We start from the raw sequence: 12,862 nt of genomic DNA, 5'->3' as shown, positions 1-12,862 counted from the left end.
TTTTCCCACATAAAACATAACCTTTAAGATTATGCACGCTCTAGGTAGTCACCTGTACGAGTGTCTACACGAACGCTTTCTTCTTGCTGTACAAACAATGGTACGCGTACTACTGCACCAGTTTCTAGCTTAGCTGGTTTACCGCCACCACCAGAAGTATCACCACGAACACCTGGATCAGTTTCAACGATTTTTAATACAACAAAGTTTGGCGCACTTACATTTAATGGAACACCATTAAATAACATGATTGTGCATTTTTCGTTTGAATCGTCTTTTAACCATTTCGCAGCGTCGCCCATTGCAACTTTATCTGCTGCAATTTGCTCGAAAGATACAGGATCCATGAAATTCCATAGTTCGCCGTCGTTGTATAAGTAATCCATTTCAACTTCTACAATATCAGCAGCTTCTAAAGAATCACCTGATTTGAAAGTTTTTTCTAATACTTTACCAGATCTAAGGTTGCGTAGTTTTACACGGTTAAATGCTTGACCTTTACCTGGTTTTACATATTCATTTTCCATGATAGAACATGGGTTACCATCAAGCATAACCTTTAGGCCTGCTTTAAAATCATTTGTAGAATAATAGGCCATGAAAGGCACACTCCAAACTTAAATCTTTAATCTATTCATGCTTAAAATCATACAGCATGTATAAAATACTATTGCGAATCTTCGTCAATTCGCAATGCCATATTTTTCATTCGACACTATTCTAAATGACCTAGACACTTTGAAGCAATGTAAAAATTTTCAGTAATGTTCAGATATTCGCTAAATACAACCCATTTTTAGGCTTTAAAGTATGCTTCTTGACTGACAAAGTGTTAAAATTGACTGCTCAATTCAGCGCTAGAATATTTATTTGGCTGAGTCCATTTTCAAATCTCTCAAAATACATGCTTGCCATGCAAACTGTATTGAACTCAACGACTTCTTCCATTTTTCATGACTTATTTATTTCAAGAGCAAAACTGGCAATCACAGATGAGTGATTTAATCACCTCTCCTGCTGAGTTACTTCAAATCTTAGAGCTTTCTGCAGATGATTTATTGTCGGGTGCATTACTTGCTTCTGAACAGTTTAAGTTACGTGTCCCTCGTGCTTTTGTCAGAAAAATGCAAGTGGGCAATGCTTTTGATCCGCTATTATTGCAAGTACTTCCTCATCACCTTGAATTAGAAGAACATCAAGATTTTGTCACTGACCCGCTTGGTGAAGAACAGGCCAATCAATTACCTGGTGTGTTACATAAATATAAGTCACGCTTTTTACTGACTTTAACGGGGGCATGTGCAGTTCATTGTAGATATTGTTTCCGTCGACACTTTCCTTATCAGGAAAACTTACCTAAAAATGAAGATTGGCTAAAAATTAAAAATTATTTAGAAACACATCCAGAAATTAACGAAGTTATCTTGAGTGGCGGTGATCCCTTAACTTTATCTAATAGAAAATTAGCCCTTTGGATAGAACGCCTAGCATCTCTCAATCAAATCAAAATCTTGAGAATTCATTCACGCGTTCCTATCGTTATCCCCGAAAGAATCGATGAAGAGCTTGTTTCTTTATTGAAAAACAGTAGGCTACGCGTAATTCTAGTGGTACACTCAAATCATCCAGCTGAATTAGATGATTTGACTTGCTCAAAACTATCTCAATTGGCAAAACATAATATTCTTGTGTTGAATCAAGCAGTTTTACTTAAAGGTGTAAATGATTCAGCACAAATTTTAGTTGAATTAAGTCAACGACTTTTTGAAGCGCAAATTTTACCTTACTATTTACATGTATTAGATAAAGTAAAGGGTGCTCATCATTTTGATTTAGGGACGGAAAGAATTAATGAGATTTATACGGAAGTATTAGCCAGTTTACCAGGTTATCTAGTGCCTAAACTAGTTCGAGAGATTGCGGGAGAAAACAATAAGACACCGCTTTTTGGAGTTACAACCTTTTAAGAGTTGAACACAAGCATGATAAATAAAGAGATTTCTGAAATTTTTCATAGTTCCACGTCACTACAACGTGAAAATCTAAGTTTTGCAGACAAAACTGTAGAGTCTGTGACCGCTTGGACGACAACATTGTCAATTATGCAGTTGGGCGATACGGCTGAATCTGTTTTAAAAGCAATTCATGAAATTAGTGAACTCAATTGTAGTGAAACGCTACGTTTTGACTTAATTCAAGTGTTACATCCTATTACTGAAAGTATTCTATCTAGCTTAGAAAAAAATATTTTAAATCAAGGTCTCTCTCAATCCGACCGTATTGAACACATCATTGATTTAATCACAAGAATTCGTACCTATTTCACCAATATTTATATCAATATTGTGCAAAGAAGTGATCAAGCACTTTCTCAGAATAAACTGTCTTTTTTTAAATTTAAGCAAAAACGTAATCTCAAAACTGCAAGAATCCTTGCATCATTTTATGCTTTAGAACAGTTGGGTTTATTACTCGTTCAACAACAAATGCTTTATAGTGGGCCACTATCGAAACAATGGTTAACAACACATTATTTGTACGAATTATCTGTTAAAAACCAAGAATTTAATATCAATATAAATCAGCTACAAGGCACACATTTTTCCATTCTGAATATTCAACAAGCCTATGCGCAGGTGTTATTACTGGATATTTTCAATACACATCAAATACGTCCATCGGAAACACAAGCACTGTATCAATGTACTTTTGATTGGGTAAAATTGGTTCAAATTTTACCTAGGGAAACTGCGCTTTCACGCTATGTGGTAGATGGTTCAAAAGATATACCGCCTATTTATAATCGTAAACAGCATCCTAATTTTCGCACAAGCTTATATATTTCAACACAAAATCTTCTTGAGCATATCAATTTGACCATTCATAAAGACGCTGAATATATGTCTAAGAATGAAAAAATCTATCTGTCTGCTGCCTTGAAGTTTCACGTCCAAAATGTACTGGGTACAAATTCTGAACGTCAACAAGAACGTTATGAATATACGGCGCAATTAGAGATTTGCTTCAGTTTACAATCTGCACATTTTTATTTATCTAAAGCAAAAAATTTCTACGAAACTTTAAATATTCATAATAATTTCGCGTTTCAATCTGAATCAAACAAACATTCTGCAATTGCTACGGGCTCAAGTTCCGCATCCAATACCACCCAGATTAAAAGTTTAGATCGTGAATCCAAACAAATCTATCAAGCTCAAGTGCTTGATATTAGTATCAATGGTTATCGCATTCGTTGGGCCAATGAGACGCCTCGCAACTTAAAAACTGGCGAATTTATTTTATTGAATGAAAATCTTCAAAATAAATGGAGAGGAGCAATTATTCGTTGGATTAAACAATCCACCAATAAGACCTTTGAAGTTGGATTAGAAGTTTTGGCACAGGATATTTACCCATGTGCAGTTAAAGTTCCTGCTGACCGTTCTGCTTTTAACTATCATCCTTGTTTGATGGTCAAAGTGCCAAATCTCAATGAATCCAATATCTCCATTATTGTGCCTAATTTGCCTTTCTTTAAAGAGCATCAGGCCATCTATTTGCGTTTAGATACTGAGGAAATTAAAGTGTATTTAACAAAAACTGTGTTAATTACCCAAAGTTTTGCCCAGTATGAGTTTGAACTGATCAATGATGAAGAAAGCATTATTGTCGATCAGTTTATTGAGCAACAATCTACCAATTTGAATAATCAAGATGTATGGGAAGCCTTGAAGTGAGAAATTTGTTATTATCTAAGAAGTTAAAACTCTCTGAAACTCGATTGCTCATTATTGATGATAACCAAATTCGATATAATGAAATTGTTGATCTATTTCAAAGCAAAAATCATTTGGTTCATGCCATCCTACTTGATGAATTAAAAAGTTTTGAGAAACAGCTGAATACTTCATGGGATTTAATTATTTTTGGGCGAGCTTACGATATCAAAATCGAGCAAGCCATTGCACTTATTCAAGCATCTGCAGAAGTTGATATTCCTGTTCTACTACTAAAACCTGAAGATTATCAACATGATCAATATTTATCCTTTATCCAAAAAGGAATTTATGACGTCATTGATTTAGCACATAGTGAACGTTTTTATGTCAGTTTAATTCGCGCATTATCATATAGCCGCACACTACATGCGCAAAAGCATTTATTGAATGATCTTGAAAATGCTAAGCATCAAGCTCAAGCTTTAGCCGTAGAACAACATAAAGCCGTTGCACTCATCCAAGAAGGTATTCATACCGAAGCCAATGAAGAATATTTAAAATTATTTGGCCTGAATGATGTTGCAGATATTATCGGTTTACCACTACTCGATATTTTACAACCCAAAGATATTAATGATTTTAAACAACGTTTTAAAAAGGTTTCACAAGGTCAGTTCGATCTTGCACGCTTTGAAATTGATACACTGAATAATAATGCGAAATCTGAAAATCCGTTGAAAATTGAATTCCTCCCTTCCGATGAAGATGATGCAATTCAAATCACAATTGAAACCAATAGTTATGCAACGACTTCATCAGATTTGTCGAAACAAAGAATTTCATTTGTTGCAAACAGCTTTCAACAAATTTCAGCATGCTTAATTAATCAACCCGCTAAAGCCAATGCATTAGTTTTATTTAGTTTTTCAGACTGCCCTAAAGAAGTCTTTAATTCCACTTGGAACACTGCCCTGCAATATTTAGATCACTTTAAGCAATTTGTTAAAGAACAAACCAATGGTACTGTCTATCAAATTGATAACATTCTATACGGTATTCTTTTACAAGCTGAATCTGAAACAATTTTAGAATCCCGTATTCATGGTTTACACGCTTTAGAAAAACCGCAATTACTGATCATTAACTCGAAAACGTATCCGCTTAATCTAAAAATTGGTTATTCCAATATAGATCCAAATCACTTTACTGAACAAAACTTCAGTCATCTTTTAGAACAAGCCTATGATCACCGTTTAGTGAAGAAAGATTCAGCATCCGAATTACAGTTGTCTGCAACTTTGCAAGAAACAAAAATTGAGTTAAGCACTGAAAAACCTAAGCTAGAACTTGAAGCGATTGAACCGATTCGATTTGAAGCAACACCGGCCAAATCTGTATCGGAATCAGCAGTAAATCCAACTTTCCAAGAATCAGCTCTACTGACCCAAATCGTGCGATCACTTGAAAAAGGTGAAATTCAACTTAAATACCAACAGCTTTACGATAAGCAAGACAGCACCTTAAATATTTATGAAGTGAGCTGTGGTTTTATTTTTGAAAATCAATGGAAACAAGTGAGTAATTTAATAGAACTTGATGACGATGTTGAACTCTCAATCAAATTAGATCGCTGGATTCTGGTTGAAGCATGTAAACAATTACATAACTTTATTACACAGTATCCTGAAGCTAAATTGGTTGTAAATTTAAATCGCCATGTTTTATTTAATGATAAACAGTTCCCTGAATTAATCTCAAAATTACTGACTATTGTGGGAAGTCGTCTCTCACATCCACTTATTTTGCAATTTGATGAAGAAGATATTGCAAAAAGTATCATCGAATCTCAAAAGCAATTTACAATCCTAAGAGAAAATGGTGCTGAAATTTCCATCCGTCGTTTCGGTTCAACCATTTCAAGTGAAGCCATCTTAAAACAAATGGATGTTGGTCTGCTCACACTTGATGAGAAGTTTACTGAAAAATTGAATAATGACAAGGCATTATCTGACTTCCAACATTTATTAGAGAAATACCATGAGATTAAGCCAGTCGATATGGTTTTGAAAAACTTAAATGATATGAACTCATTTGCAAACGCATGGAATGTAGAGGTTCGCTTCCTACAAGGTGAGTATTTCCAAAAGAAATTAGATCATTTAACGGATGTTCAGGATCATTAATTAAGTATTGAGCATAAATACCATAAGCAATATATAAATTGTCGTAACTTAGAAAAAGCTGTCATGCAAAGCATGGGAGCTTTTCGTAATCATCATCCGACAGATGATTTTACATAAACAATCATCGAGAACAACTGTGTAAATATAGCCATTTTTGTTACTGCTCAACTGAGCAAACATGTTTTACTACACTTAGAAAAACTCACCCCCAACATCTTTGATTCCAACACTGTATTAAATATCAATTTTTATGTTCGCAATATCTATACTTACTATGGATTTTGGAGTGTTAGAAAAAAAGCTTTAGTCACAGCATCAGTCGGAAAAAAACTTTCAATTAACATATTTTGTAGATTTAAGTCACGAGGCGCACCAAATGATGTGATTGTAGATACCAAAGATAGTTTAACCTGATTTTTTTCTAGTATAACTGGAATGACTGGCCAATCTAAGGGTGGAGGCTGCATAGTTTGAATACTGCGCTCTTTATGAATACCGCACTCTTTTTCTAGCAACTCAAGCTCATTTAATGTTTCTATTGAAGAATCAAACATCCTTCGTGTGGCTACCAATAATTCTCGCGCCAGTGCAATAGCATTTGGCATTAAAGGTTGCAAAGCCTCAGTTGTCATCAGTCTTATCAAATTTTGCCCAATCAAAATATCTGCTGGAATTGTCATTGGATAATCGAATATCCATGCAAATAATGCATCAGCCGCTCGATTGGTTCGTTTGATATTCCACAATCGATCGACAACAATGGCTGGGTAAGGTTCCTGCTTTTCAAGAATCATCTCTACAGCCTGATCAATATATTCCAAACGTTTATCTGACCATGCTGTGTCTGGGTATACAGCAGCAAAACCCGCCGCCAATAACAGTGTATTTTGAGCATCAATTGATAAACGAAGTGTTTCGGCTAAATCCAGCACCATACGCCGACTGGGATTCGATTTGTCTAATTCCAAAAACGCAAGGTGTCTTTGTGAAATACCACAACACTCTGCTAGTTCAAGCTGGCTAAGCGCACGCAACTTACGTAGGTGCTTTAATCTTTGACCAAAACTTATAACAGATCGCGTACTCATATCCATAAAAGTTTATCTCATTAAAATTTATTTTTATTCATTGCAATATAAAACAATATATTACACGCTTATTCTCACCCAAGAAATTCAAGTAAGGTGACTAGAGCCATTTCTGGCTGTTCTTCATGAGGTAATAATTTACAGTCTGGAATAATTTTAAGTATCGCATTAGGAAACTCAGGTAACATTTTTTTTGCATAAGTTAGTGGAAAGGTCGGATCATTTTCACCCCACAATAATAATACAGGTTGACGTATAGCTTGGTGTCGTACAGCAAGGCCATCTACAACATCCCAATCAATACCATTCAGATAAGCAATAAGCCCTCGTAAACGAGTTTTATCTGCCAATGGTGCGATAAATTGCTGTAAAAACTCATCGTTCATCAATGCCATATTTTGAAAACTACCACCAAAACCTAAAGATGATTTAAGAAAGCTACGTGATCGCAATAATTGTTGAAATATCAACGCCACCCCAGGAATTTTAGTGAGTATTTGATACTCGACAACCCATGGTGGACGATGAAATGATATTTCAGTATTGATCATCACTAATTTCTGGACACGCTGACTATCTTGTAACGTCAGGCAACGAGCAATCGTGGCACCAGTGTCCTGCGCAATAATGCTATATTTTGAAATTTCCAGAATATCCATCATTTTTTTCAAGCGACTTGCTTGTGCTACAAAATTAAAATCTGTGTTGTCCTGCCAAATCGAATCACCAAGCCCAGGTAAGTCTGGTACGTAGCAAGTAAAATGCGCCGAAAGCCCTCGTAGAATATGTCGCCAAGTAAAGCCACTTAAGGGAAATCCATGAATCAACAATAATGCAGGCCCCTGACCAAAACGACGTAAGGCAAAAGTTGCATCGTCTACTTTGATGTGCTCAATAGGAACTGTGAGAAAAGCTTGTGCTGCTGATGAATAGGATGTTTGTTCTACTGTAGTACGTATATGACTGAGCGACATGATGAAAACTCTCTTTGAGTTATAAGAGATATGATCATGTGTCAATGCTGATACACTCGCAACTACCTATCAGGTAGTTATAAAAGAGTTAAGGAGACAAGATAAAAGACGACCGAGTTATAAGACAATGAGATACTCGCTCGATAATTAAGATTTAGATAAACACCATGAGCGCATAATAGTATTTCTTTTAGAATGATAGTTCTTATATCGCCTGATTAAGATTCAATACCTAATTAAAAACATGCTTTAACAAACAGATCACTTATACATACACAAAATTTAGACACAAAAAAACGGGCTTAAGCCCGTTTTTTCGTTTCGCGATATTAACGTTTAACAGAACGTGACATACCAGCAAAACGTTGTTTGAATTTATCGATACGACCGCCAGTATCAACATTCTTCTGTTTACCAGTATAGAATGGGTGGCAAGCTGAACATACGTCTAGGTAAATTGTTTCTTTACCCAAAGCAGAACGAGTTTCGATAACGTTACCACATGAACAAGTAGCAACTAATTTTTCGTATTTTGGGTGAATATCGGCGCGCATGGTCGATTCTCCTAAGTTAAGAAAGGTTTTGCTGTCATCGCAATTAACCACTCTCAATAAAATTGAGGAAAGTTGATTTAAAAATAAATTCAACAGGTTAACACCACAACAGACCATTTCTTTTGGCCCACCGAGACTATAAGTGTCAGAGCTAAGCACAACAAGTGGAGCGTATTATACTGAAGTTTTTAACCAAATGCGACTAATCCAACACAGAATCTTGATTAATTTGCATTTCAGTCGTTTTTTGCTTCGACCAATAATTGGCAATCACACCACAAACCATCAACTGGATTTGGTGGAAAATCATAATCGGCAAAACGATCATGCCGAGCGGTTGACCGATAAACAGAATTTGTGCCATAGGCACACCACTGGCAAGCGTTTTCTTAGAACTACAGAAAAAAGTAGCAATCTGATCTTGCTGATTAAACCCAAGCCATTTGGGAATAAAGAATGCCAATAACATGATAATCGTTAAAAAAACCGAACACGCTAAAATCAGATAAATCAGTGTCGTCCAGCTCACCTGCTGCCAAAGCCCTGCGACAACCGCTCCACTAAAAGCACCATAAACCACCATCAAAATAGAACCTTGGTCAAAAGTTTTCACAATACTGGGCTTTTTTTGCATGAGTGGGAAAACATAGGGTCGCAATAATTGCCCTGCGATAAAAGGTACTAACAGCAGTAAAGTAATTTCAATAATTGATGAGGTTGGATCATAATCATGCTTAGATTGCCCAAAAATAAATAAACTCACTAAAATTGGGGTAATAAACATACCAATTAAATTTGAAAATGAAGCGCTACACACTGCAGCTGCTACATTCCCCCGAGCCATTGAAGTAAAAGCAATGGACGACTGTACCGTTGAGGGTAAAAAGCACATAAACAAAAAACCCCAGTACAACTGTTGTCCCAATAATGGCACTAAAATAGGCTTAGCTAACAATCCAATGATAGGAAATAATGCAAATGTAAATGCAAAGACCAACGCGTGAAGTTTCCAATGTAAAACGCCTTCAATAACAGCTTCACGGGAAAGTTTTGCACCATGTAAGAAAAATAAAATGGCGATGGCAAAGGTCGTCACTTTGCCAAAAACCATAGCGGCTTGCCCATGCACTGGTACAAATGTAGCTAAAATGACCATGAGCACCAAAAGACAAGTAAAGCGATCTAAAGCCAATATTTTTAACATTTTCACTTGAGCATCCTATCTTTTGAATAAAATTGAAAGCTTATAAAAAAGCTCAGTAATCAAAACTTTACCCTTGGGTAAAATATTTATCTTACTGAGCTAAATAAATTAAGCTAGCTTTTATACAAAATGTTCAGTATTTCATTTAAACACTTAGGCTTTTACTTAAGTGTTTTATGACAATTTTCTGAATATTTCATGCTATTCAACGATCATCATAATTAATTGTTACGAGCATCATGATCTTGTTGAATCAGCTCAATTTTATAACCATCTGGATCTTCAACAAAAGCAATTACTGTCACGCCACCCTTCATCGGCCCAGCTTCACGAACAACATTTCCACCACGTGCTTTAATCTCTTCACAAGCTTGATAAGCATCATCGACGGCAATCGCGATATGACCATAAGCATTGCCCAACTCATAACTTGATGTGTCCCAATTATGCGTCAACTCTAGCACTGTATTGCTCTCTTCATCACCATAACCCACAAAAGCCAAAGTAAAGCGACCTTCTTCATAATCACGTTTGCGAAGTAAAGTCATACCGAGTACTTCAGTATAGAACGCTAAAGATTGTTCTAAATTGCCTACACGTAACATGGTATGCAGCATGCGCATGATTGATTTTCCTATTTTATAAAATATAGCCTGTCAATATAGGCAATACCGTTAAAGAATTCAATTTACTCAAAGTAAAAGCAGCCATTGTTTGGCTGCTTTTACTTCGTTTGGTGTTTATTTTTTCAATGGATAATCTGCAAAATACTGGTCAATTTTATTCCACGGTGAACTGTTTGGTGCTTTGTTCACAATATTTGTTGAAACATTGCCGTATAAATCCGCCGCGTTTGCCAAATGAAGTTTATTGGCATTCGGATCTAAATACGGCAAATCATTTTGATGTTGCATGTAAAAATGAAGATCGCCAACCATCGGTTGGAAACCATAATTACCATTTGCCCATGCACTACTATGACTTCCCCAATGGTGCCCAAACTCATGTGCAACAATGCCTAAGCCTGACCAACGATAGTGACCATAATAAATCCAAGGATCAACGCCTAAAACCGCACCACCACCGAGTCCACCACCCATATTGGTAATGCCTAGAGAGATACCACCACGATCAAATATTTCTTGATAGACGCGCGTATAATCAGCGTCTTTAAAGTAACCATTTTCTCCATCAACCATGCCACCATTGCCAAAAAAATCATATCCCATGACTTTTTTATGGTTAAACCAAAGATGTTCAAATTCAGGGCTGCTTAATGTATAGGCAAAATTAGTCATCATAATGACCCATTCACGTGCATATAATGGTGTAATTCTCAACCATTTTGAGTCTGCTTCAGGATTATACGTACCAAAGTAAATATTCCATTTGGCTTTGATTTTCGACAATTTTTGAACATGCGTATCTGTTTTCGAAGTAATTTTTAAATCAAATAAATCACTAGGTAGTTGGTTAAACTGACTTAAACCCGCCAATTGAATCGAACCTGAACCATCGACTAAATTAAAGCGTGAATCATCATTTATTTTCAATTTTAATGATACATTTGAAAAAGCATCAAGTTGATCCAGTTTAGCCAAAACCATCCATTGCTCAGTACCTTTAAGCCTTGCTTGAATTTCTAAATCCGAAACAGGAATGGCACTGTAACTTTGTAATTGAACGGTATCACTGTTCAACGTTGCAGAGAGAATCTCATTCATCATCACATGGCGTAGATTCGGATTCGTGAGCGTTTCCCAACTTTCACCATCCTGTAACATCTTATAACTACTGACTTTTTGTGCTTGCTGCAATTGTAATGGATTCGCTACTTTCGCTGTTTTCCGTTGCTGCAAAACACGTAAAGGCATAACAATGACTGTGTTATTGACCAAACCAATCAAATTATTTTCATAAACAGCGAGATCGGTGGTTTTTGCCAAACTCTGAGACTGATCTTGACCTTGTACGCGATAAGATGTGACACGATCAATAGCATTGGGTAATACATTACTTATCGTTGTTAATTGATCACTTGGATAAGTCTCTATTGCCCCAGAGCTACGTAATGCATACAGCAAACCATCATTGGCAAGATGACTGGCAGACGCAATACCTGTCTGTTGGCGCGTTGCTGCAACATCAACAGCACCTTGTTGTAAATGACTCACATCATAAACAAAGGTATTACCATTACTTAAATTGGCATAAAGTAAATTTCCAACCGCTTCTAGGCGTACAACACAGCTTCGCTCACATTTTGGCAATACCAAGCGTGCGTATTTTCGAGCCTTTAAACTATTTGCTGCAACAACCTGACTTTGCGACCAGACATTAATACGGTTTTCCATATCTGCTGAAAAAACGTAATTGTCATTCGCAGTCACAGAATGTGTATGCACAATTGCGCTATTTGCTGTATCACCCCACCACTGTCCTGTACCTAACGCCATGACATATTGTGGCGTTCCTGTACTGATATCTAGAACATCGACACGACTTGATGGAAAGGATGAAACATATAAACGCCCTTTGTAGATACTAATATCGTTTAAAGTATTCCATGGTTTTAAAATACCTGTGATTTTCTCAGGGTCTATTGCTGTAAGTACAGTTTTAGTTTTTAAGTCATAGCGTAAAATTTGAGATTTTTCATTGCTATTGGCGATATACAATACATCACTATCTCTTGCAATCGCTCGCGGGTTCCACTCATCTAAGCCGAACGTACGCGAATTTAACTCTGATGCAGCATCAGCAGTACGTAGTTGTTTTAATAAAATAAATTGTTCATTATTATTTTCAGTTGGTGGTTTTGGTATGGTTTCATTGGTACCACCTGAATTATTTTCTGTTTGTTCAGAGCCCCCTCCACCACCACATCCTGACAATGCCAATACTATGGCTAAATTTAAAGCAAAAAGTTGCTTATTCATCCTATTCCCCAATAGAAAATCCAACCTACACAAATTAACAAAAATTATGGATCAATATATAGATATTAAAATTAAATTGATCACTATAAATACCTATTTTCAAACATAAATCACACTCTAAATTTAAAAAACCTATTTCACTGTTCAAATGAAATAGGTTTGAGTAAAGCATAAGAGTGAAATCATCACTTTCATACTTTA

At 36.1% G+C, this 12,862-nt stretch carries 10 protein-coding genes; 3 read left to right on the top strand and 7 right to left on the bottom strand.

The annotated features are described in order from the left end of the window. Positions 1–29: 29 nt before the first annotated feature. Positions 30–599 (bottom strand): elongation factor P, encoded by a 570-nt coding sequence (gene efp, locus ACY45D_RS07455; protein WP_089604885.1) that lies wholly within the window; start codon positions 597–599, stop codon positions 30–32. A 354-nt stretch (positions 600–953) separates the two neighbouring features. On the opposite strand from efp, the gene epmB reads away from it, so the two are divergent. Genes epmB through ACY45D_RS07440 form a run of 3 tightly spaced genes read left to right on the top strand, consistent with a single transcriptional unit; the run spans position 954 to position 5,902 of the window. Beyond that, on the top strand, positions 954–1,967 hold the full coding sequence (gene epmB / locus ACY45D_RS07450; RefSeq protein ID WP_463109111.1) for an EF-P beta-lysylation protein EpmB: 1,014 nt from the start codon (positions 954–956) through the stop codon (positions 1,965–1,967). Positions 1,968–1,982: 15 nt separating this feature from the next. Continuing rightward, on the top strand, positions 1,983–3,737 hold the full coding sequence (locus ACY45D_RS07445; protein ID WP_463109110.1) for a GTPase: 1,755 nt from the start codon (positions 1,983–1,985) through the stop codon (positions 3,735–3,737). Beyond that, positions 3,719–5,902 carry an EAL domain-containing protein gene (locus ACY45D_RS07440; RefSeq protein WP_463109109.1) on the top strand — a complete coding sequence of 728 codons (2,184 nt, stop codon included), beginning with the start codon at positions 3,719–3,721 and terminating at the stop codon, positions 5,900–5,902. Before ACY45D_RS07445 ends, ACY45D_RS07440 begins: the two co-directional genes overlap by 19 nt. Before the next feature lie 272 nt (positions 5,903–6,174). On the opposite strand, the gene ACY45D_RS07435 is transcribed toward ACY45D_RS07440, so the two are convergent. From ACY45D_RS07435 to ACY45D_RS07410, 6 genes are all read right to left on the bottom strand, one after another. Next, positions 6,175–6,996 (bottom strand): helix-turn-helix domain-containing protein, encoded by an 822-nt coding sequence (locus tag ACY45D_RS07435; RefSeq protein ID WP_463109108.1) that lies wholly within the window; start codon positions 6,994–6,996, stop codon positions 6,175–6,177. Between the two features lie 68 nt (positions 6,997–7,064). After that, on the bottom strand, positions 7,065–7,964 hold the full coding sequence (locus tag ACY45D_RS07430) for an alpha/beta fold hydrolase (RefSeq protein WP_463109107.1): 900 nt from the start codon (positions 7,962–7,964) through the stop codon (positions 7,065–7,067). 329 nt (positions 7,965–8,293) lie between these two features. Continuing rightward, on the bottom strand, positions 8,294–8,518 hold the full coding sequence (gene rpmE / locus ACY45D_RS07425) for a 50S ribosomal protein L31 (protein WP_004831212.1): 225 nt from the start codon (positions 8,516–8,518) through the stop codon (positions 8,294–8,296). Between the two features lie 202 nt (positions 8,519–8,720). After that, positions 8,721–9,728, bottom strand: coding sequence for a bile acid:sodium symporter family protein (locus tag ACY45D_RS07420; RefSeq protein WP_463109106.1), 1,008 nt, complete (start codon positions 9,726–9,728; stop codon positions 8,721–8,723). A gap of 215 nt (positions 9,729–9,943) precedes the next feature. Next, positions 9,944–10,345, bottom strand: a complete 402-nt coding sequence (gloA, locus tag ACY45D_RS07415; protein WP_463109105.1) for a lactoylglutathione lyase — start codon at positions 10,343–10,345, stop codon at positions 9,944–9,946. A 117-nt stretch (positions 10,346–10,462) separates the two neighbouring features. Then, positions 10,463–12,661: a YncE family protein gene (locus ACY45D_RS07410; protein WP_463109104.1), complete on the bottom strand. Its 2,199-nt coding sequence runs from the start codon at positions 12,659–12,661 to the stop codon at positions 10,463–10,465. Positions 12,662–12,862: the final 201 nt, after the last annotated feature.

This window comes from Acinetobacter sp. BZX-2 (assembly GCF_055179795.1).
This window is presented reverse-complemented; position numbering and strand designations above follow the sequence as displayed.